We start from the raw sequence: 21,022 nt of genomic DNA on the forward strand, positions 1-21,022 counted from the left end.
CACCCCTACCCGAATCGCGGAACCTCCCGCGGCGCAAGCCCAAAAATTGGCTGAACACGATCTGGACAAACTCAAAATCGACCGGGGACCGTCCGCCGCCATGCCAAGGCGCCGGCGAAACTGGCTTCGCTACGCCGTCATCGTGGCGCTCCTGCTCGCGCTCCTCGCCGTGGCGTTGCGCATGACCGGCCCGCAGGCGGTGGAAACGGCGACCGTCACGTCCGTCTATCCATCGCAAAGCTATACGCTCCTGAACGCGACCGGCTACGTCGTGCCGCAGCGCAAGGCGGCGGTGGCGTCGAAAGGACAGGGGCGCGTCGAATGGCTCGGTGTGCTGGAAGGCTCGGTGGTGAAGGAAGGGCAGATCATCGCGCGGCTCGAGAGCGACGACGTCGCCGCCTCGCTCGCGCAGGCGCGAGCGCAGGTGAAGGTCGCGCGGGCGAATCTCGAACTGCAGCGCGCCGAGCTGAAGAACGCGGAAGTCGATCTCAAGCGGTTCAGAATCCTCGCTCCGCAGGGCGCGATTCCGGCGACCCAATTCGACGCGGCGCTCGCCCGCTTCGACAAGGCCAAGGCCTCCATCAACAGCGACGAAGCCGCGATCGCCTCCGCGCAGGCCAACGCTCAGGCCGCGCAAGTGGCCGTCGATCAGACCGTGATCCGCGCGCCTTTCGACGGCGTCGTGCTAGTGAAGCACGCGAACGTGGGCGATAACATCACGCCGTTCTCGTCGGCATCGGACAGCAAGGGGGCGGTCGTCACGATCGCCGACATGAAAACGCTCGAAGTCGAAGCCGATGTCGCCGAGTCGAACATCTCGCGCATCGCCGTGGACCAGCCGTGCGAGATTCAGCTCGACGCACTGCCCGATGCGCGCTTCGCGGGCCGCGTGTCGCGCATCGTGCCGACGGTCGATCGCTCGAAAGCCACCGTGCTCGTGAAAGTGCGCTTCGTCGATCGCGACGCGCGCGTGCTGCCCGACATGTCCGCGAAAGTCGCCTTCCTCTCGAAGCCCGTGCCGCCCGAGGAAAAAAAGGCGGTCGTGGCCGTGCAGCCTTCGGCGGTCGTCACGCGCGGCGGCAGGAAAGTGGTCTATGTCATCGATCACGACACCGCGCGCGAAACGCCCGTGACGACGGGCGAGCGCATCGGCGATCTGCTCGCGGTGCAGGGCGTGAAACCTGGCGACATTCTGGTGCTGTCGCCCGGCGACAAGATCAAGGACGGCGCCAGCGTCACCGTGGCGAAGAAATAGCGTGAGCACGCCGCCTCTCGTTCAGATCAGCCACGTGGCGAAGTCGTATCGGCGCGGGGTGCAGACGGTGCCGGTGCTGACCGACATCACGTTGTCCATCGCACAAGGCGATTTCGTCGCGCTGATGGGGCCGTCCGGTTCCGGCAAGAGCACGCTGCTGAACCTGATCGCGGGCATCGACCGGCCCGACAGCGGCGAGTTGCTCGTGGGCGGGCTGGATATCACGCGCCTGCCCGAAGCGGCGCTCGCGGACTGGCGCGCGGCGCACGTCGGCTTCATCTTCCAGTTCTATAACCTGATGCCGGTGCTGTCCGCGTTCGAGAACGTCGAGCTGCCGCTGATGCTCACGCGCCTCACGCGCCACGAGCGCAAGGAACGTGTCGCGATGGTGCTCGACATGGTCAACATGGCCGATCGCATGAGCCACTTTCCGTCGGAGCTGTCGGGCGGGCAGCAGCAGCGCGTGGCGATCGCGCGGGCGCTCATTACGGACCCGACGCTAATCGTCGCCGACGAGCCCACGGGCGACCTCGACCGCAATTCCGCCGCCGATGTCCTCGCGATGCTGCAGCGCCTGAACGACAAGCTCGGCAAGACCATCATCATGGTCACGCACGACGCGCACGCGGCGGGCGCGGCGAAGGCGCTCGTGCATCTGGAGAAGGGCGAACTGATCGATGGAACGCCGCGCTAAGCCACTATGACCGTGCTCAAGCTGATCCTGCGCAACGCGCTGCGTCACAAGCTGCGCACCACGCTGACGGTGTTCGGTCTCACCGTCGCCGTGCTCGCCTACGGCCTGCTGCATACGGTCGTGGATGCGTGGTACGCGGGCGCGGCGGCGGCGTCGAACGCGCGGCTCGTCACGCGCAATGCGATCTCGCTCGTGTTTCCCTTGCCGCTCGCCTACGAGAACCGCATACGCGGCGTCGATGGCGTGACGCTCGTCGCGCGCTCGAACTGGTTCGGCGGCGTTTATCGCGATCCGAAGAACTTCTTCGCGCAGTTCGCCGTGTCGGACAACTATCTCGATCTGTATCCCGAGTTCATCGTTTCCGAAAAGGCGCGTTCTGATTATCAACGGGACCGGAAAGGCTGCCTGATCGGGCGGCAACTCGCGGATCAGTACGGCTTCAAGGTCGGCGACGTCATTCCGCTCAAAGGCACGATCTACCCAGGCACGTGGGACTTCGTCGTGCGCGGCATCATGGAAGGCCGCGATGAATCGACCATTACGCGGCAACTGATTTTTCACTACGATTACCTGAACGAGACCATTCGAAAATCAACGAAACGCAATGTCGATCAGGTCGGCGTGTATGTGGTCGGCATCAAGGACCCGGACGAAGCGGCCGCGGTCTCGCGCAATATCGATGGCGTCTTCAAGAACTCGCTCGCCGAAACGCTGACCGAGACCGAGCAGGCGTTTCAACTCGGCTTCGTCGCGATGTCGAATCAGATTATCGCGGCGATACGCGTCGTCTCTTATGTCGTTATCCTGATCATCATGGCGGTGATGGCGAACGCGATGGCGATGAGCGCGCGCGAGCGCATCACCGAATACGCCACGCTGAAGGCGCTCGGCTTCGGCCCGGCGTTTCTGTGCGCGCTCGTGTTCGGCGAATCGCTCGCGATCTGCGCGATCGGCGGCGGCATCGGCATTCTCGCCACCCCGCCGATGGCCGAAGTCTTCAAGCGCGCGACGGGCGGCGTGTTCCCGGTCTTCATGGTGTCGCACGAGACGATGCTGCTGCAGGCCGCATGCGCGTTCGTCGTGGCGCTCGCGGCGGCGATCGTGCCGGCGGTGCAGGCGAGCCGCGTGCGCATCGTCGAAGGCCTGCGGGCGATCGGCTGAGGGCACGCGATGGCGATTCCCGTTTCCTACGTCGCACGCAATCTCTGGGCGCGCCGCCTCACGACGATGCTCACCGCGGGCGGGCTCGCGCTCGTCGTGTTCGTGTTCGCGACCGTGCTGATGCTCGATGCGGGTCTGAAGAAAACGCTCGTTTCGACGGGCGAGCGCGATAACGTCGTCGTGATCCGCAAGGGCGCGGAGACCGAGATTCAAAGCGCCATCGACCGCAATCAGGCCAATGTGATGGAGATGCATCCATCGGTCGCGATGAACGGCGACGGCGCGCCGCTCGCCTCGAAGGAAACCGTCGTGCTGATCTCGCTCACCAAGCTCGGCACGAACACGCCCGCGAACGTGGTGATACGCGGCGTCTCGCCGATGGGCGTGCAATTGCGTCCGCAAGTGCAACTCACGGCGGGTCGCATGTTCAGGAGCGGATCGTCGGAGATCATCGTCGGCAGCAGCATCGCGAAGGGATTTGGCGGCACGCGCATCGGCGATCACCTGCGTTTCGCGCAGCGCGACTGGACCGTGGTGGGCCACTTCGACGCAGGCGGCAGCGGTTTCGATTCGGAGATCTGGGGCGATGTCGATCAGTTGATGCAATCGTTCCGGCGCACCAGTTATTCGTCGATGGTCGTGCGCCTTGCGCGCAGCGACGCGTTCGAGCGCTTTCGCGCCGATATCGACGTGGACCCGCGTCTCGCCGACGAGGCGAAGCGCGAACAGGTCTTTTACGGCGATCAGTCGAAGGCGCTGTCCTCGTTCATCAATATTCTCGGCATCACGCTCTCGACCATCTTCTCGATCGCGGCGATGATCGGCGCGATGATCACGATGTACGCGTCGGTGGCGAATCGCGTCGCGGAGATCGGGACCTTGCGGGCGCTCGGCTTCAAGCGCTTCGACGTGCTCGGGGCGTTTCTGCTCGAAGCCTTGCTGCTCGGCCTCGTCGGCGGCATCGCGGGGCTCGGCTGTGCCGCGCTCATGCAGTTCGCGTCGTTTTCCACGACCAATTTTCAGACCTTCGCGGATCTTTCGTTCCGATTTATTCTGACGCCTTCGGTGATCGCACGGACACTCGCCTTTTCGCTCGTCATGGGCCTGGTCGGCGGCTTTCTGCCGGCGCTGCGGGCTTCGCGGATGAATATCGTCGACGCCTTGCGCGCGCGTTGACGCCGCAACGGTTCGATTTTCTGGAATCGTTCGTGCCGAACTTTCAAATATTCGGAAGGGGCGGCGCGGCGTAGAGTTGCCTGACCCGAACTTCATTCTGGAAGGAAACGCATCATGCCGCTCGTCAGAATCTCGCTCATCAAAGGCAAGCCGCGCGATCACATCCGCGCCATTTCCAACAGCGTTCACGAAGCGCTCGTCGAAGCGTTCAAAGTCCCCGCCGACGATCGTTTCCAGTTGATCGAACAGCGCGAGCGCGACGATTTCATCTACGATCCAGCCTATCTCGGCGTGGAACGAAGCGACGATCTCGTGTTCATCCACATCACCGCGAGCGACTGGCGCGACCTCGCGACCAAGAAGGCGTTCTACAAGACGCTGGTCGCGAAGCTCGAGGCATCGCCCGGCCTGCGACCCGACGACGTGATGATCGCGCTGGCGCCGAATCGACGAGAAGACTGGTCGTTCGGCCGCGGCATCGCGCAGTACGTGGAGGACGCGGGCTGAACACAATCAGGAGGGAGACAAAGCCACGATGAACCCGACGACCCTGAAAGGTGCGTGCCATTGCGGCACAGTCACGTTCGAAGCCGATACGCCGGCCGAACCCGCGAAGCGCTGCAATTGCAGCTTGTGCCGGCGGCGCGGCGCGGTGATGTCGCCGCCGTTCACGCGAGACAGGCTGCGCATTCTGTCGGGCGAGGACGCGCTCGTGCTCTATCAGTTCAACACGCGCGTGGCGAAACATTTCTTCTGCAAGCACTGTGGAATTTACACGTTCCACCAGACGCGTTCGAATCCGCAGGAGTGGCGCGTGAACCTCGGCTGCATCGAAGGCGTGAACGCCTATGCGCTCGCGTCGTCCGTCGCGGATGGCGCAAGCAGTTCCGTCGTGACGGATGAATAGCGCCGCCGCTGTGTGAGAAATAAACGGAATGCGGGGCCGGGAACGCGATGTGCTATGTCCCGGCACCCCCAAGCCGTTCGCCTTCGCGTTCCGAAGCGCAACCGTTGGCCGACGAACGGCGTTCGACAACAACACTCACACGGAGCGCCGGCATGGCCCGACATTCCTCGAACGAACCCGATGCGGTGCGCCGGCGTCTTCTCGCCGCGCTCGCCAGCACGGCCATGCTGTCCGCGTGCGGCGGCGGCAGCGACGACGACTCCGGCACCGTCACGCCGACGAGCCCCATCGGCAATATTCCGCCCGATCGCGCGAACCTGCCGCGCCCCGCATTGCCCGCGCCGGCGACCTCGGGCATCGACCACATCGTGCTCGTGACGATGGAGAACCGCTCGTTCGATCACATGCTCGGCTGGGTGCCGGGCGCGGAAGGCGGGCAGACGGGCCGGCAGTACACGGATGCCTTCGGCGAGACGCATCCGACTTTCGTGCTTTCGGCCAACGCCGCCTACGGCTTTCAGGGCTGTCAGTTCGCGGACCCCGATCACCAGTACGACGCGGGCCGCGCGCATCTCGCCAATGGCGCGATGAACGGCTTTCTGCTCACGCCCGACACGAACAAGACGCGCGGCGACCTCTTGCCCATCGGCTATTTCACGGACAGCGATCTCGAGTTCTATCGGCAGGCGGTCGCGCAATACACCGTCTGCGATTACTACATGAGCGGGATTCTCGCGGACACGTTTCCGAACCGCATCTATCTGCATAGCGGCGAGACGGACCGCCTGAGCGACACGATCGATACCTCGTCGCTCTCGACGATCTGGGACCGGCTCGATGCGAAGAACATCTCGTCGAAATACTACTTTCACGACGTGCCGTTCACCGCGCTGTACGGCACGCGTTATGTGGGCCGCTCGAAGCTCTTTTCCGATTTTCTTTCCGATGCGGCCGGCGGCAATCTGCCGTCCTTCTGCATGGTCGATCCGAGTTTCGGCGGCGAAGCGAACGGCACGTCCAACGACGATCATCCGCATGCCGACGTGCGCAACGGCCAGGCGCTGCTCGGGCAGATCTACGAAGCGCTGCGCACGAGCCCGAACTGGAGCACGACGCTCTTGATCGTCGTCTACGACGAGTGGGGCGGCTTCTTCGAGCACGTCGCGCCGCCGGTCAAGTCGCTTTCGGCGGCGGAACAGAAGCTCGGCAACGACGGGCGTCTCGGCTTTCGCGTGCCCTGCATGCTGCTAGGCCCACGCGTGCCGGCGAATAACGTGGCGCGCTATCCGTTCGATCCGAGCTCGATCCATCAACTGCTCGCATGGCGCTTCGGGCTCGATCCGCTGGGCGTGCGGGCAAGCGATCCGACCACGTTCAACATGGCCTATGCGCTCGATCTGAGCGCTGCGCCGCGCGCCGATGCGCCCGCGCTCGCGGTGCCGCCGGGTCCGTTCGGTCTCGAATGCTCGAACACGCCCTCGGTCGGAACGGGCCTCGGCGCCATCGACAAATCGCGGACCGCGAAGGCTGCCGAAGGCGCGTCGCAAACGCCGACGCCGGGCGGGCGCTTCACCGATCTGCGCGCCAAGGCGACCGTGCTGGGCTTTCCTTCCTGACACGGCGCGCGCTCCCTCTCACATCGGCGATTGGAAATAAAGCCCCGCATTAGACGCGCCGCGCGCCTTTACAAAGCCGCGGCATTGCCCTATTGGTGAGGGGGCCTTCGCGTCCAGAGACACGAAGACACGAAGGCGTCGCGATACACGATGAGGAAACATGACATGACCCGACTGGCCCGAAAGCTCGCATGCATCGTCGCCCTCGCACTGCTCTCGACGTCGCTCGCGCTCGCTTGCACGCGCGCGCTGTACGTCGGCGACAAGGGCCTCGTGATAACGGGCCGCACGATGGACTGGTCCGAAGACATGCGCTCGAATCTCTGGGTGATGCCCGCGGGGATCGATCGCGACGGTAACGCGGGCCCGCGCTCGATCAAGTGGAAGTCGAAGTACGGCAGTGTCGTGGTATCGGGCTATGAGATCGGCACGGTGGACGGCATGAACGAACGCGGGCTCGTCGCCAATGCGCTTTATCTCGCGGAGACCGACTACGGCAAGCCCGATCCCAAGCGCGATCCGATGTCGATCAGCCTGTGGGCGCAATACGCGCTCGATAACTTCGCGACCGTCGGGCAAGCGGTCTACGTGATGTCGCGCGAGCCGTTCCAGATCATCGCGCCGCCGCTGCCCAACGGCAAGCCGCTGACCATTCACCTGTCCTTGTCGGATGCGCGCGGCGATTCCGCGATCTTCGAATACATCAACGGCAAGCTGATCATCCATCAGGGCAAGAAGTACAAGGTCATGACGAACTCGCCCATCTACGACGAGCAACTCGCGATCGATACGTACTGGAAGAGCGTCGGCGGCCTGGGCTTCCTGCCGGGCACGAACCGCGCGGCGGACCGCTTCGTGCGCGCGTCCTTTCTGCTCGACGCCATCCCGAAGCAGGCCGATCCGAACTACATGGCGGGCGTGCCGCAGGGCTCGTATTCGTTTCAGGCCGTGGCGAGCGTGATGAGCGTGATGCGGTCGGTGAGCGTGCCGCTTGGCATCAGCACGCCGGAGCAGCCGAATCTTTCTTCGACGATATGGCGCACGGTCTCGGATCAGCAGAACATGATCTATTACTTCGATTCGGCGACGCGGCCCGATACGTTCTGGGTCTCGCTCAAGAAGCTCAACCTGAATCCGGGCGCGCCGGTGATGAAGCTCACGATCGATGCGGGGCAGGTTTTTTCCGGCGAAACAGCGGGCAATTTCGTCGCCACGCCCGCGTTCGCGTTCATGCCCGCGAAGGCGCCTTGAAGGGCTATCGAAACGAAACGGGGCATCGACCTCGCCCGCGCAGGTAAAATAGCGAGCTTTTGCCCCCGGGGAACCTGTGCAAGGCTCGAAGCGCACGGCATTCAGCGGCCCGGCGCTCGTTCGCCTGCTGGCACATTTTGCCGATCTCGACGTACAAGAACCCGCTCAATCGCTGTCGGACCGTCTGAGCCAATGGCTCGGCTGGACCGATGCGATCGCGCTCTCGACCGCGCTCGCGACCGATCCGCCCGCCGTCTCCGGCGCGCGATCCGCCGCGCGCAACGTGGAAGACGAGTGCGCGCGCGTGCGGACATCGCTCGCCGGCGCGCTCGCGCGCGAAGATGCGGCCGCGCGCCGCAGGCATCGCGCCGCCGTGCAGCCGGCAGCGGATCAGCCTGACGCCGATTTCGCGGACTTCCGTCAGCGCTATGTGTCCCTGCAGCAAGCCATGGACACCGATATCGGCGCGCTGCGCACGCGTCTCAGATCGATGCTCGCGGCGAGATCGCCCGAGATGGCGCGTCTCGCCGTCGTCGATGCCGTGATGGAACAGGCACTGAGCGCGCGCGAGCGTGCTCTGCTCGCGAATGTGCCCGCGCTGCTCGGCAAGCATTTCGAGCGCCTGAAGCACGCGCACGCTTCAGCGGAGACATCCGCGCCCGGCGCGTGGCTCGACGTGTTCCGCAAGGATCTGCAAAGCGTCGTGCTCGCCGAACTGGATGTTCGTTTTCAACCGATCGAAGGCTTGCTCGCGGCTCTTCGCACCCGCTAACTGGCTCGCTATGCCCCGAAATCTATTGAACATCGCCGTCTTCTCGATTGGTCTCGCCGCGATCTGCGGCATCGGTATCGCTTATATCGGCTCGAATGCGGTCGCGTTCGCCGTCAGCGTCGTGATCGCCGCATGCTATCTCGCGGGCGCGGCCGAACTGCGCCGCTTTCACCAGATCACCGGCACGCTGGAGCAGGCCATCGCGCAACTCGCGAGCGCGCCGCGCAGCCTCGCCGTGTGGCTCGATACGCTGCATCCGAGCCTGCGCAATGCGGTGCGCCTGCGAATCGAAGGCGAACGCGCGGCCTTGCCCGGTCCGGCGCTCGCGCCGTATCTCGTCGGCCTGCTGGTGTTGCTGGGCATGCTCGGCACGCTGCTCGGCATGGTCGCGACCTTGCGCGGCACGGGCACCGCGCTGCAGAGCGCATCGGACCTCACGGCGATCCGCGCATCGCTCGCCGCGCCGGTCACGGGTCTCGGCTTCGCGTTCGGCACGTCGATCGCGGGCGTCGCGGGCTCCGCGATGCTCGGCCTCTTGTCCACCTTGTGCCGGCGCGACCGTCTGCATGTAACGCAGCAACTCGACGCGAAAATCGCGGGCACGCTGCGTGTCTTCACGCAGGCGCATCAGCGCGAAGAGACGTTCAAGATGCTTCGGCTCCAGACGGAACTGATGCCCAAGCTCGTCGATCGCCTTCAGTCGATGACGCTCGCGATCGAGCAGCAAAGCCTTGCCGCGAACGAGCGGCAACTCGCGAATCAGGATGCGTTCCACGCGAAGACGGAGACGGCTTACCGGCGGCTCGCGACCTCGGTCGAGTTGTCCCTGAAGCAGAGCGTCGCGGACAGCGCGCGGGCCGCGAGCGCCGCGCTCCAGCCCATCATGCAGACGACGATGGACGGCATCGCGCGCGAAGTCAGCGCTTTGCACGGCAACGTCGAACAGGCGGTCACGCAACAACTCGAAGGGCTGTCGAGCGGATTCGAGGCGTCTTCGGCGAAGGTCGCGGAGATCTGGAACGCATCGGTTGCGGAGCATGCGCAGTCGAACGCGGCGCTCGCCGGCGAGATGGGCGCATCGCTCGATCGTTTCGCGCAGGCCTTCGATCAGCGTGCGGCGAGTCTCGTCGATGGCGTGTCCGCGCAGATGGAGCGCGTGTCGAGCGGGCTGGAGTCGTCGGTTGCGAAACACGGGCAATCGAACGATGCGCTCGTCGTGCGCATGGAGGCGTCGCTGGATCGCTTCGCGCAGACTTTCGATGCGCGTTCTTCCGGCCTGATCGATGGCGTCTCGAGCCGTCTCGAAGCGGCGACGGGCAGCATGTCGCACGCCTGGACCGATGCGCTCGCCCAGCACGTGCGCGCCAGCGAGCAGACAGCCGCGCAGAACCAAGGTGCACTGACGGCGGCGGTGGCGAGCTTCGAAGAACACGCGGCAGCGCTCGTGCAATCGGTCGATCAGCGCAGCGAAGCGCGTCTCGATGCATGGAGCGATACGCTCGACACGATGGCCGCGTCGCTGCGCGAGCACTGGCAGGCAGCGAGCGCGGCGACGGCGGATCGTCAGAAAGAGATCTGCGACGCGCTCGCGCAAACCGCGCGCGACATGTCCGCGCAATCGCAGGCGCACGCGAGCGCGACCATGGCGGAGATCGGGCGTCTCGTGCAGGCTGCGTCGGAGGCGCCGAAAGCGGCGGCCGAAGTCGTCGCCGAAATGCGTCAGAAGCTCTCCGATTCGATGGTGCGCGATACCGCGATGCTCGAAGAACGCAGTCGTCTGCTGGCGACGGTCGAAACCCTGCTCGATGCGGTGAATCACGCATCGAACGAGCAGCGTGCCGCCATCGACGCACTGGTCGAATCTTCCTCGACCGTGCTCGAACGTGTCGGCACTCAGTTCACGGGCACGGTCGAATCCGAAGCCGGCAAGCTCAACGCGATGGCCGCGCAGGTGACGGCGAGCGCGGTCGAAACGGCGAGCCTGTCGGATGCGTTTGGCGCGGCGGTGCAGGCCTTCGGTGAATCGAACGACAAGCTCGTCGCGCATCTGGAGCGCATCGAAAGCGCGCTCGGCAAATCGCTTGCACGCAGCGATGAGCAACTCGCGTATTACGTCGCGCAGGCGAAGGAAGTCATCGATCTGAGCATGCTGTCGCAGAAGCAGATCGTCGAGGACTTGCAGCATCTCGCGGGTCAGCGCGTGGCCGGAGCACGGGCGGCATGAACGAGGACATCGACGGCGGCACCGAATACGCCGCACCGATCTGGGCCGCATTCGCCGATCTGATGTCGGTGCTGCTGGGCGCGTTCGTGCTGATCCTCGTCGGCGTCATCGGCGTGCAGTTGCAGCTCGAGACCAAGCTCGACGAAGAAGTGAAGCACCGGCAGGAAGAAACGCAGCGCCGTCAGACGCTCGAACAGGCGCTCGCGGGGCCGCTCGCATCGGGACGCGTGACGCTCGTCAACGGGCGCATCGGCATCAGCGGCAACGTGCTCTTCGCGCTCAATTCCGATCAGTTGCAGCCGCAGGGCCGCGACGTGCTGAAGAGCCTGGCCGGACCGCTGTCCACGTATCTTCGCGCGCATGAAGAGATTCTCATGGTGAGCGGTTTCGCGGACGATCAGCAGGTCCACGAGAACAACCGCCGTTTCGCGGACAACTGGGAGCTCTCCGCGAAACGCGCATTGACGGTGACGCGCGCGCTGATCGATGCGGGCGTGCCGTCGCCATCGGTGTTCGCGGCGGCCTTCGGCTCCGAGCAGCCCGTGAGTTCCAACGCGGACGAAGAAGGGCGCGCGAAGAACCGGCGCGTCGAGATTTCGGCCGTGCCGCGGCCGACGAACGGCGTCGCGAAGGCTCATGAATAACGCGGCATCCGCGCGCGCGATGCTCGACGCGTGGCGCGCGAACGGCGACGATCGCGCGAATCCCGTGCGCTTTCATCTCATCGATGCGCTGGACCGGCGCGCGGCGGCGCATGAAGGCGAAGCGCGTCGCATGATCGACGAACGGATCGCGCAATTGCTCGATGCGTACCGGCGCGATATCGATGCGATGAACGTGCCTATCGCGACTAAAGAGGTGCCGCGCGGTCCGCTTGCCGCACTCGTCGACGACATCGCGAAGCAATCGGCGATGAACCCGGCGGCGCATGCGGAATTGCTCGATTACTTTCGCGCGGTGTGGTCGAAGGTCAGCGCGGAGAAGCAGTGGCGCGATTCGTTCGCGCAGGTGCCGAAGAACGCGGGCCCGCTCAATTCCAGCAGTCTCGTGCATCGTTCGCTCTCGCTCATGCGCGAGCTATCGCCGGCGTATCTTCAGCAATTCCTCTCGTACATCGATGCGCTTTCATGGATGGAAGCGATGAACGGTCCCGTCACGGCCGTATCGAAAGAGGCGTCGAACGCGAAGAAGGGCGGACGCAGAAAGAAATAGAACGCGCCGCGCGATGCGTGCCATCGCGCGGCGCAACGGCGCAGTGGCGTTATTACGCCAGCCAGCCTTTGATCGTGCTCGCCATCACGTTCGTCGAAATGCCATAGCGATCGTGCAAGGTGGGCAGGGCGCCCGCATCGAGGAAGGCATCCGGCAGTGCAATCTGGCGATACGTCGGCGTGACGCCCGCCGTCAGCAGCGCGGTCGCGACTGCTTCACCCAGCCCGCCGATCGTCGTATGATTTTCCGCCACCACGACGAGACGGCCCGAACGCTTCGCCTCGCGGATGATCGTTTCGGTATCGAGCGGCTTGATCGTCGGTGCGTGCAGCACGGCGACATCGACGTTATCGGCCTGCAGCGCCTTGGCGGTTTCGAGCGCGCGCATCGTCAGGATTCCGGATGAAATGATGAGCACGTCGCGGCCGTCGCGCAGCAGCTTTGCCCGGCCGAGTTCGAACTGGTAGTCGTATTCGTCGAGCACGGCGGGCACGTTGCCGCGCAACAGGCGCGCATACACCGGGCCCTTATGCGCGGCAATCGCGGGCACCATCTGCTCGATATCGAGCGCATCGCACGGATCGATCACCGTCATGTTCGGCATCGCGCGCATCAGCGCGAGGTCTTCCGCGGCCTGATGGCTCGGGCCATAACCGGTCGTGAGCCCGGGCAACGCCGCGACGATCTTCACATCGAGATTGTCTTCGGCGATCGTCTGATGGATGAAGTCGTACGCGCGTCGCGTCGCGAACACCGCATAGGTCGTAACGAACGGTTGCGCGCCTTCATGCGCGAAGCCCGCGGCCGCGCCCATCAGCAATTGCTCGGCCATGCCCATCTGATAGTAACGCTCGGGAAATTCCTTCGCGAAGATATGCAGGTCCGTGTACTTGCCGAGATCGGCCGTCATGCCGATGACGTTGCTCTTCTTACGCGCAAGCTCGACCAGTGCATGGCCGAACGGCGCGGAACGCGTGACCTGTCCTTCGCTTGCGATCGATGCGATCATCGCCGATGTCTTGAGGCGCGTGCTCATGCTTGTCTCCCTGCTTCGAGTGCTTCGAGCGCCAGTTGCCATTCGTGGGCATCGACGCGGATGAAATGGTTTTTCTCGCGCTGTTCGAGGAAGGGCACGCCGCAGCCCATCTTCGTATCGCACACGATGATGCGCGGCTTCGCTTCCTTCAGATTGCGCGCGTTGTCGAAGGCCTGCTTCACGGCGTCGATATCGTTGCCGTTCACGCGCTGCGTGTACCAGCCGAAGGCTTCGAGTTTCTCGACGAGCGGCTCGAACGCCATGATCTGCGTCGAAGGGCCATCGGCTTGCTGATTGTTCACGTCGATCATCGCGATGAGGTTATCGAGCTTCCAGTGCGCCGCCGACATGAGGCCTTCCCAGATCGAGCCTTCGTCGAGCTCGCCATCGGAGAAGAGCGTGTAGACGAAGGACTTCGAACCCTTGCGCTTGAGGCCGAGACAGCGGCCGACCGCAATCGTGAGACCTTGCCCCAGCGAGCCGCCGGACATTTCCATGCCGGGCGTGTAGCTCGCCATGCCGGACATGGGCAGGCGGCTGTCGTCGCTGCCGTAGGTTTCGAGTTCTTCCTGCGGCAGGATGCCGGCTTCGAAGAGCGCGGCGTACAGCGCGATTGCGTAGTGGCCGTTCGAGAGCAGGAAGCGGTCGCGTTCTTCCCATTCGGGATCGTCGGGGCGGTAGTTCATCGCGCCGAAGTACGCGACGGCCAGCACGTCGGCGATATCGAGCGCCTGGCCGATATAGCCCTGGCCTTGCACTTCGCCCATCAGAAGCGCGTTGCGGCGAATGCGGTAGGCGCGCTCGGCGAGCGTCACCTCCTCGATGACGGGAGTACTCATGTGTTGTCTCCTTGAGTAGTGGATTGGATTCAGCGATTGACCGTCTTGGCCGGTACGAAGAACACGAGCGCCGCACCCAGTACGACGGCCAGCGAGATGAAGATCAGACCCGCGGTCGATTTGCCCGTGAAGTCATTGAGCCAGCCGACGATCGCCGGCGAGAAGAAGCCCGCGAGATTGGCGAAGCAGTTCACCGCCGCGATGCCCGCCGCCGCCGACATGCCGCCGAGCACCGCGGTAGGCAACGACCAGAATTGCGACGACGACGCGAGAATGCCCGCCGCCGCGACGCTCACGCAGACAATCGAGGCGCCCACGCTGCCGAGCATCGGCAAGGTGGCGAAGCCGGCTGCGGAGATGAGCATCGGAATCGCGAGATGAAGGCGGCGTTCGCGGCGCTTGTCCGCGCTTGCGCCGATCAGCGGCAGGGCGACGATGGCGCAGAGATACGGAATCGCGGTGAGAATGCCGACCCACAGCGGGTCCGCTACACCAGTGCGGCGGATGATCGTCGGCAGCCAGAAGGTCAGGCCATATTGACCCAGCACGACGCAGAAGTAGATCGCGGCCATCAGCCACAGACGACGATCGCCGATGAACGAACGGATCGATACGTGTTCGACCGTCTGCGCGTTGTCTTTCTCGACGTTGCGGGCGAGCAGCGCCTTTTCCGCATCGGTGAGCCACTTCGCACCCGCGATGCCATTGTCGAGATAGAACAGGATCGCGACGCCGAGAAAGAGCGAGGGCAAGGCTTCGAGCATGAAGAGCCACTTCCATCCGGCGAGCCCGTGCACGTTCTGGAACGCATGCATGATGTAGCCGGAAAGCGGCCCGCCGACGATGCCCGCGAGCGGAATCGCCATGAAGAAGAGCGAAAGCGCTTTGGCGCGGCGCGCGGCGGGAAACCAGTACGTGAGATAGAGAATCACGCCGGGCGCGAAGCCCGCTTCGGCGACGCCGAGCAGAAAGCGCAGCACATAGAACATCGTGGGCGACTTGACGAACACGAAGCTCGCCGAGATCACGGCCCACGTGAGCATGATGCGTGCGAGCCAGTTGCGTGCGCCGACTTTATGCAGGATCACGTTGCTGGGCACTTCGAACAGGAAGTAGCCGAGAAAGAAGATGCCTGCGCCGATGCCGTAGACGGTTTCGGAGAAGCGCAGATCGTTGAGCATCTGCAGCTTGGCGAAGCCGACATTCACGCGGTCGAGATACGCGCCGAGATAGCACAGCATCAGAAAGGGAATGAGCCGGCGTCCGACCTTGGCATAGGTCTTCGATTCGAAGCTCGTAGCTTCCGCGGACGAGGCGAACTCGGCCGTTGCCGTCGATGCGGCCAACTTGGATTTCATGATTGCTTGTCTCCTGCCATGTCGATGGTGCGGCGCCCCGGTTTTCCGAGTGCGCCTCGGTGCTGCGATCAGTGAATCAACATGCCGCCGTTGACGTCGAGCGTGACGCCGGTGAGATACGACGACAGCTCGCTCGAAAGGAAGAGGCATGCATTGGCGATATCCGCGGCATCGCCGAGCCGGGCGAGCGGAATGCCCTTGATGATGTCCGCGCGCATCTCGGGCGTGAGCTTGTCGCCGGTGATATCGGTTTGAATCAGACCCGGCGTGATGGAATTGACGCGGATGCCGTCGCCGCCGAATTCACGCGCCATGGCTTTGGCGAGACCGAGTACGCCGGCCTTGGCTGCGCTGTAATGCGGCCCGCCGAAAATCCCGCCGCCGCGCTGCGCCGACACCGACGACATGCACACGATGCTGCCGCGCTTTTGCTTTTTCATCTGCGGAATGACCGCCTGCGACATATACAGCGTGCCGCGCAGATTCACGCCGATGACGGCATCGAAGTTATCCGCGCCGATTTCCAGCGTCTTGATGGGCTGCGTGATGCCCGCATTGTTGATGAGCGCATCGATGCGCCCGTACTGTTCGATCGTCGCGTGAGCGGCGGCGACGCATGCGGCTTTATCGGTCACGTCGCAGGCTAGACCGAGATGGCCTTCGCCCAGATCGTTCGCGGCGGCTTGCGCGTCCGCTTGCTTCAGGTCCAGCACGACGATGCGCGCGCCCTGGGCGGCAAGCGCTTTTGCCGTTGCCTTGCCGATGCCGCGCGCCGAAGCTGCGCCCGTGACGATCACTACCTGATTCTCGAGCAACATCGTTGTCTCCGTTGGTGTCTGGTGTAGTGGCAGTGTCTTCGCCTTTGACCTGACGATCAACGCAGTTTGGTTCAACTATTGCTGAGAAATTTTCAGGTATCGGCGCGGCGCTCGATTTGCCGGTCCATCCACGCGAGAAACTTCGCCACGCGCGGCAATCCCGCGTTCTGGCTCGGGTAAACCAGATGATGCGCGCCGACTTCGACCGCGTAGTCCTTGCCGAATACCGGCACCAGCGAACCGCGTTCCAGATGCACCGAGGCGAGCATCGTGCTTTCGAGCGCGATGCCGTGACCGAGCGCCGCCGCTTCGAGCGACATGTACGAGCGGTCGAATGCAAAGTCGAATGCCTTGCGCTTCACGGCCACGCCGAATTTGCCGAACCATTGCTGCCATTGAACGAGCGGCGATTCGGAAAAGATCAGGCGGCGTTCGAGAAGATCCTCCGGCGCGGACACGGGACACCGCTCCAGATACGCGCGCGAGGCGAGCGGCGCGATGGTTTCGTGACGCAGCGTTTTGACTTCGACATCGGTCCAGTGCGCATAGCCGTGACGCACGTCGATGTCGTAATAGCCCGAGGTGAACGACACGTCTTCATACGAGCAGGCGAGGTTCATCTGAATGTCGCCGTTCGCTTCCTGAAACGCGGCGAGACGCGGCAGCAGCCACATGAGGCCGAAGCTCGGGCTCGAATGAATCCGCAGTATTTCGATCGATGTTTCGCTCGATGCGCGCTCGGTCGCGCGATTCAGTTCGGCGAGCGCGCCGGTGACATCGGAGAGATATTGCGTGCCGGTCGGCGTGAGCACCAGGCCGCGGCCGAGCCGCGTGAACAGCGGGCGCCCCACGATGCTTTCCAGATTCGCCAGTTGATGACTGACCGCGGAAGGCGTGAGGCCGAGTTCGTCGGCGGCGCGATTGACGCTCTTGGTGCGCGCGACGCTTTCGAACGCGATGATGGATTTCAGCGGGGGAAGGCGCATGGATGCTTACTTCGGCGCCTTCGGCACGCGCCCCATCAGGAAGAACTCGTCGTTCGGGCGCATCGAGATCACATTCGCCATGCGGTTCGAGAGCCCGAAGAACGCCGTGATCGCCGCGATATCCCACACGTCTTCATCGCTGAAACCATGCGCATGCAGCGCGGCGAAATCGTCGTCGTTCACGGCGCCCGAGTCGCGGCATACCTTCAGCGCGAAGTCGAGCATGGCCTTCTGACGCGCCGTGATATCCGCCTTGCGATGATTCACCGCCACCTGATCCGCGATTAGCGCATGCTTTTCGTAGATCCGCAAAATGGCCCCGTGCGCGACGACGCAATACAGGCAACCGTTCACCGCGCTCGTCGCGACGACGATCATCTCGCGCTCCCCTTTGGAGAGGCCGCCGTCTTTCAGCATCAGCGCATCGTGATAGGCGAAGAACGCGCGGAACTCGTCGGGCCGATGCGCCAGCGTGAGAAACACGTTCGGCACGAAGCCCGCCTTTTCCTGCACCTCGAGAATGCGCGCGCGGATATCGTCGGGCCAGTCTTGCGGATCGGGAACGGGATAGCGGCTGATGGGCGGTTGCGTCATGACGTCCTCGAAGGCGTTGATCGAACGCTCATTGTAGAGCGCCGGCGTTCAGCGCGTGACCGTCAGCGACGATAAGAGCTTGAGCAGGCTGTCCACATTCACCGGCTTCACGAAGTGATAATCGAAGCCCGCCGATTGCGCGCGCAAGCGGTCTTCGGCTTGTCCGTAGCCGGTGATCGCGATCAATAGCGGCGTGGTATCGCCCTTGCGGCGCAGTCGCCGCGCCAGTTCGTAGCCGTCGATATCCGGCAGGCCGATATCGAGCAGCGCCACATCCGGTTTCAGCAAAGGCGCGGACTCCAGCGCTTCGGCCGACGAATACGCGACGCGCGCCACATGGCCTTCCGACTCGCACAGCATCGCGAGCGAATCGGCGGCGTCGCGGTTATCGTCCACGACGAGAATGCGCAGCGCCGTGCGCGCCTCGCGCAGGCTCGTCTCCGACAGCGCGAGCGCCGAATGCCGTTCATGATGATGCAGACGCGGCAAGCGTACGGTCACGGTCGTGCCGAGACCGGGCCCGGCGCTTTGCACGGTGATCGTGCCTTTGTGCATTTCCACGAGCTTTTTCACGAGCGAAAGCCCGATGCCCAGGCCGCCGTTCGAGCGGTCGAGCGTGCGCTCGCCTTGCGAGAAGAGCTCGAAGACTTTCGGCAGCAGGTCCGCGGAAATGCCGGTGCCCGTATCGGCGATGACGATCGAAACCCATCCGTCGTCCGCCTGCACGCTCACGGTGATGCGGCCTTCCTCCGGCGTGTACTTGCTCGCGTTGTTGAGCACGTTCACGAGGATCTGCGAGAGCCGCGTGGGATCGCCGCAGACCCAGGTGGTCGCATCGGATACATCGACCTGGATGTTCTGCGAGCGTGATTCGACCATGCCCGCGATTGCTTCGACCGCGTGATAGACCGCCGTGCCGACGAGTATCGGTTCCAGTTGCAGCGCAATGCGTCCCTGCGTGATGCGCGACACTTCGAGCAGGTCGTCGACGATGCGCGTCATGTGCTCCACTTGTCTGCGCATCAGATCGATGAGCTCACGCAGTTGCGTCTCGCCGTCCCCATCCTTCTGCTCCCGGTCCTTCTGCAATAGCGCAATGGCCGTGCGCAGCGGCGCGAGCGGATTGCGCAGCTCGTGCGCGAGCATGGCGAGGAACTCGTCCTTGCGGCGTCCCGCTTCGCGCAGCACGAGTTCCATGTGCTTGCGCTCGGTGATATCGATCACGCTGCCGATGATGCGCAACGGTTCGCCTTCCTTGTTGCGCTGAAGCAGGGCGCTGCCTTGCATCCACTGCTCGCCATGCCGGTTGCGCACGCGGAATTCGAAGTGCCCATCCGGGTCGTCGCCATGCGCGAGGCTGCGCACGTAGCGGTCGAGCGTCGCGCTGTCGTCGGGATGCACGCGCGCGAGCGCCGCTTCATAGCTGAGCGTCTCGGCAATCTGACGCTCGCCGCCGGTTTCGAGCGAGAGCGTCCATGTAGCGAGTTCGAGCGATGCGATGTGAATGTTCGCGGCCTGCATCGCAACGGTCAGGCGCAGGCTGCGCGCTTCGATCGCGGCCTGGGCTTCATAGCGCGGCGTCACATCGGTCGTCGTGCCGAACCATTCCTGCAGGCAGCCCTTGTCGTCGTAGAGCGGCGCGGCATGCGCCTCGACCCTGCGATAGACGCCATCGCGCCGGTACATGCGAAAGGTGAGCGTGCGCGCAGTGCCTTCGCGCAATGCCTCGAGCCATGCCTGATGGGTGCGCTCGCGATCGTCGGGATGGATGTAGTCGAGCCAGCCCCACCCGGATAACACGTCGGCCGGCGTGCCCGTGAACTGCTCCCATTCGCCGCCCGAAGGAAGGATCTCGCCGTTCGCATTGGCGGACCAGACGAGCGCGCCCGTCGTCTCGACCAGCGCGCGATAACGCCGTTCAGAAAGGCTCAAACGCTCTTCGTCGGCCCGTTGCGCGCTGATATCGAAGCTCACGCCATAGACGCGCGTGAGCACGCCATGCCGGTCGAACTCGGGATGCCCGCGCATGCGCAGCCAGCGGCGTGTGCCCTGATCGCCTTCGAGCACGAAATCGAATTCGAACGGACCGCCATCGCGCAATGCCTCGGTGAGCTTGCGTTGAAACGGCTCGCGATATTCCGGCGCGACGCGGTCCCATAGCTCCGAGAGCAGCACGGCTTCGGTGCCCGATGCAAAGGAATAGAGCGCGGCGGTCTGCGCGGTCATGCGCACGACGCGCGTTTTCATGTCCCATTCCCACGCGCCCATGCGTGCGCCCGCGAAAGCCGCCTGCAGACGCCGCTCGCTCGCCTCGTACATCTCCCATGCGTGACGGCACTCGTGGATATCGATTGCGACGCCGACCGTATCGGCGATGTTGCCTTCTTCGTCGCGCCGTGCCTGTAGATGCAGCGTATGCCAGCGGAATGCGGCATCGTTGCGCAGCAGGCGCACATCGACATTGCGCAGCAGCGTGCCGCCGCTCATCTGGCGCAATGCGTCGAGAACAGGCTGAATATCGTCGGGGTGGACAAAAGCTTTCCAGTGCTGGCCGACGAGCTCGGGAAAAGGGACGCCGAGATAGCGGCACGCCCAAGGGTTCGCATACTGAATCACGCCGTCGCGCGCCGCGCGCCACACGAACGATGGCAGGAAATGGGCGGGATCGTGCATGAGCGTCCTTGCTTCCTTATGCGGGCGAGACGCGTCGCCCGGCGCGGCATCGTCGGCTGCGATAGCTTAGGGATACCATACAACAAAGTGCATCTATAAAACCGCGATACGGCATCGCGATTCGCGTCGTGCGCCGCGAATCGCGATTCTTCTAATGAATTGCGCGCGTGCTGTTTTGTCTTCTACGATCAGCCCGCTTCGCCAACGTCTTTCGGATCCGGCAACTCGCCCACCTTGCTTTCGTCCTGGCGCTCGGGCGGCGCGGGCTCGTCCGTCATGGCGCGCTTTTGCTCGTCGGATAATCGCCGGTCCGCAACGTTCGGGTCCTCGGGCGTCTGCTTCGGCGGCGTCGCGCGATCGGTGGGTTCGCTCATGACAAGGCTCCTGGTAGTCGTCATCGATGAAATAGGGATTCGCATCGGACGTGCCCGGTCCGCGATCAGGCATAGC

General features: G+C 64.0%; 20 protein-coding genes. 12 read left to right on the plus strand and 8 right to left on the minus strand.

The genetic code is table 11. The annotated features are described in order from the left end of the window. Positions 1-100: 100 nt before the first annotated feature. The 12 genes from AWB70_RS14040 (at position 101) to AWB70_RS14095 (ending at position 12,268) form a co-directional block, all read left to right on the plus strand. Positions 101-1,255 (plus strand): efflux RND transporter periplasmic adaptor subunit, encoded by a 1,155-nt coding sequence (locus AWB70_RS14040; RefSeq protein WP_235516589.1) that lies wholly within the window; start codon positions 101-103, stop codon positions 1,253-1,255. Between the two features lies 1 nt (position 1,256). Next, entirely contained in the window at positions 1,257-1,949 is a 693-nt protein-coding gene (locus tag AWB70_RS14045) for an ABC transporter ATP-binding protein (protein WP_014252532.1), read from the plus strand. 6 nt (positions 1,950-1,955) lie between these two features. After that, a complete protein-coding gene (locus AWB70_RS14050; protein ID WP_053571495.1) occupies positions 1,956-3,110 on the plus strand; it encodes an ABC transporter permease in 1,155 nt (384 codons plus the stop codon). 9 nt (positions 3,111-3,119) lie between these two features. Next, positions 3,120-4,286: an ABC transporter permease gene (locus AWB70_RS14055; protein ID WP_053571494.1), complete on the plus strand. Its 1,167-nt coding sequence runs from the start codon at positions 3,120-3,122 to the stop codon at positions 4,284-4,286. Between the two features lie 114 nt (positions 4,287-4,400). Beyond that, entirely contained in the window at positions 4,401-4,793 is a 393-nt protein-coding gene (locus AWB70_RS14060; RefSeq protein WP_053571493.1) for a tautomerase family protein, read from the plus strand. A gap of 28 nt (positions 4,794-4,821) precedes the next feature. Then, positions 4,822-5,193: a GFA family protein gene (locus AWB70_RS14065; RefSeq protein WP_014252528.1), complete on the plus strand. Its 372-nt coding sequence runs from the start codon at positions 4,822-4,824 to the stop codon at positions 5,191-5,193. Between the two features lie 152 nt (positions 5,194-5,345). Next, positions 5,346-6,809, plus strand: a complete 1,464-nt coding sequence (locus AWB70_RS14070) for an alkaline phosphatase family protein (protein ID WP_053571492.1) — start codon at positions 5,346-5,348, stop codon at positions 6,807-6,809. 165 nt (positions 6,810-6,974) lie between these two features. Beyond that, on the plus strand, positions 6,975-8,060 hold the full coding sequence (locus tag AWB70_RS14075) for a linear amide C-N hydrolase (RefSeq protein WP_041733432.1): 1,086 nt from the start codon (positions 6,975-6,977) through the stop codon (positions 8,058-8,060). 76 nt (positions 8,061-8,136) lie between these two features. Beyond that, on the plus strand, positions 8,137-8,832 hold the full coding sequence (locus tag AWB70_RS14080; protein ID WP_053571491.1) for a DUF3348 domain-containing protein: 696 nt from the start codon (positions 8,137-8,139) through the stop codon (positions 8,830-8,832). 10 nt (positions 8,833-8,842) lie between these two features. Beyond that, positions 8,843-11,056, plus strand: coding sequence for a DUF802 domain-containing protein (locus tag AWB70_RS14085; protein WP_053571490.1), 2,214 nt, complete (start codon positions 8,843-8,845; stop codon positions 11,054-11,056). Beyond that, complete coding sequence (locus AWB70_RS14090) at positions 11,053-11,700, plus strand: OmpA family protein (RefSeq protein ID WP_053571489.1); 648 nt, start codon at positions 11,053-11,055, stop codon at positions 11,698-11,700. The genes AWB70_RS14085 and AWB70_RS14090 overlap by 4 nt, the downstream gene beginning before the upstream one ends. Beyond that, the gene (locus AWB70_RS14095; RefSeq protein ID WP_053571488.1) at positions 11,693-12,268 is read left to right on the plus strand and encodes a DUF2894 domain-containing protein; all 576 of its coding nucleotides are present in this window, start codon (positions 11,693-11,695) and stop codon (positions 12,266-12,268) included. The genes AWB70_RS14090 and AWB70_RS14095 overlap by 8 nt, the downstream gene beginning before the upstream one ends. A gap of 52 nt (positions 12,269-12,320) precedes the next feature. On the opposite strand, the gene AWB70_RS14100 is transcribed toward AWB70_RS14095, so the two are convergent. From AWB70_RS14100 to AWB70_RS38270, 8 genes are all read right to left on the minus strand, one after another. Then, positions 12,321-13,304, minus strand: coding sequence for a transketolase family protein (locus AWB70_RS14100; protein WP_053571487.1), 984 nt, complete (start codon positions 13,302-13,304; stop codon positions 12,321-12,323). Beyond that, positions 13,301-14,143, minus strand: coding sequence for a transketolase (locus AWB70_RS14105; RefSeq protein WP_053571486.1), 843 nt, complete (start codon positions 14,141-14,143; stop codon positions 13,301-13,303). Before AWB70_RS14105 ends, AWB70_RS14100 begins: the two co-directional genes overlap by 4 nt. 29 nt (positions 14,144-14,172) lie before the next feature. After that, positions 14,173-15,501: an MFS transporter gene (locus AWB70_RS14110; RefSeq protein ID WP_014252519.1), complete on the minus strand. Its 1,329-nt coding sequence runs from the start codon at positions 15,499-15,501 to the stop codon at positions 14,173-14,175. A gap of 68 nt (positions 15,502-15,569) precedes the next feature. Continuing rightward, complete coding sequence (locus AWB70_RS14115; RefSeq protein ID WP_053571485.1) at positions 15,570-16,319, minus strand: SDR family NAD(P)-dependent oxidoreductase; 750 nt, start codon at positions 16,317-16,319, stop codon at positions 15,570-15,572. Positions 16,320-16,411: 92 nt separating this feature from the next. Continuing rightward, the gene (locus AWB70_RS14120; RefSeq protein WP_053571484.1) at positions 16,412-17,305 is read right to left on the minus strand and encodes a LysR substrate-binding domain-containing protein; all 894 of its coding nucleotides are present in this window, start codon (positions 17,303-17,305) and stop codon (positions 16,412-16,414) included. A 6-nt stretch (positions 17,306-17,311) separates the two neighbouring features. Then, a complete protein-coding gene (locus tag AWB70_RS14125; RefSeq protein ID WP_053571483.1) occupies positions 17,312-17,899 on the minus strand; it encodes a peroxidase-related enzyme in 588 nt (195 codons plus the stop codon). A gap of 48 nt (positions 17,900-17,947) precedes the next feature. Then, a complete protein-coding gene (locus AWB70_RS14130) occupies positions 17,948-20,572 on the minus strand; it encodes a PAS domain-containing hybrid sensor histidine kinase/response regulator (RefSeq protein WP_053571482.1) in 2,625 nt (874 codons plus the stop codon). A gap of 188 nt (positions 20,573-20,760) precedes the next feature. Continuing rightward, entirely contained in the window at positions 20,761-20,946 is a 186-nt protein-coding gene (locus AWB70_RS38270) for a hypothetical protein (protein ID WP_041733430.1), read from the minus strand. Positions 20,947-21,022: the final 76 nt, after the last annotated feature.

The organism is Caballeronia cordobensis (assembly GCF_001544575.2).
Lineage (GTDB): Bacteria > Pseudomonadota > Gammaproteobacteria > Burkholderiales > Burkholderiaceae > Caballeronia > Caballeronia cordobensis.

Bases quoted from the DNA above. Each gene is read 5' to 3' on its own strand.
- AWB70_RS14095 (WP_053571488.1), top strand. From the start codon at position 11,693: ATGAATAACGCGGCATCCGCGCGCGCGATGCTCGACGCGTGGCGCGCG.
- AWB70_RS14125 (WP_053571483.1), bottom strand. From the start codon at position 17,899: ATGACGCAACCGCCCATCAGCCGCTATCCCGTTCCCGATCCGCAAGAC.
- AWB70_RS14060 (WP_053571493.1), top strand. From the start codon at position 4,401: ATGCCGCTCGTCAGAATCTCGCTCATCAAAGGCAAGCCGCGCGATCAC.
- AWB70_RS14085 (WP_053571490.1), top strand. From the start codon at position 8,843: ATGCCCCGAAATCTATTGAACATCGCCGTCTTCTCGATTGGTCTCGCC.
- AWB70_RS14130 (WP_053571482.1), bottom strand. From the start codon at position 20,572: ATGCACGATCCCGCCCATTTCCTGCCATCGTTCGTGTGGCGCGCGGCG.
- AWB70_RS14055 (WP_053571494.1), top strand. From the start codon at position 3,120: ATGGCGATTCCCGTTTCCTACGTCGCACGCAATCTCTGGGCGCGCCGC.
- AWB70_RS14120 (WP_053571484.1), bottom strand. From the start codon at position 17,305: ATGCGCCTTCCCCCGCTGAAATCCATCATCGCGTTCGAAAGCGTCGCG.
- AWB70_RS14105 (WP_053571486.1), bottom strand. From the start codon at position 14,143: ATGAGTACTCCCGTCATCGAGGAGGTGACGCTCGCCGAGCGCGCCTAC.
- AWB70_RS14065 (WP_014252528.1), top strand. From the start codon at position 4,822: ATGAACCCGACGACCCTGAAAGGTGCGTGCCATTGCGGCACAGTCACG.
- AWB70_RS14075 (WP_041733432.1), top strand. From the start codon at position 6,975: ATGACCCGACTGGCCCGAAAGCTCGCATGCATCGTCGCCCTCGCACTG.
- AWB70_RS14110 (WP_014252519.1), bottom strand. From the start codon at position 15,501: ATGAAATCCAAGTTGGCCGCATCGACGGCAACGGCCGAGTTCGCCTCG.
- AWB70_RS14040 (WP_235516589.1), top strand. From the start codon at position 101: ATGCCAAGGCGCCGGCGAAACTGGCTTCGCTACGCCGTCATCGTGGCG.
- AWB70_RS14100 (WP_053571487.1), bottom strand. From the start codon at position 13,304: ATGAGCACGCGCCTCAAGACATCGGCGATGATCGCATCGATCGCAAGC.
- AWB70_RS14090 (WP_053571489.1), top strand. From the start codon at position 11,053: ATGAACGAGGACATCGACGGCGGCACCGAATACGCCGCACCGATCTGG.
- AWB70_RS14115 (WP_053571485.1), bottom strand. From the start codon at position 16,319: ATGTTGCTCGAGAATCAGGTAGTGATCGTCACGGGCGCAGCTTCGGCG.
- AWB70_RS14050 (WP_053571495.1), top strand. From the start codon at position 1,956: ATGACCGTGCTCAAGCTGATCCTGCGCAACGCGCTGCGTCACAAGCTG.
- AWB70_RS14070 (WP_053571492.1), top strand. From the start codon at position 5,346: ATGGCCCGACATTCCTCGAACGAACCCGATGCGGTGCGCCGGCGTCTT.
- AWB70_RS38270 (WP_041733430.1), bottom strand. From the start codon at position 20,946: ATGAGCGAACCCACCGATCGCGCGACGCCGCCGAAGCAGACGCCCGAG.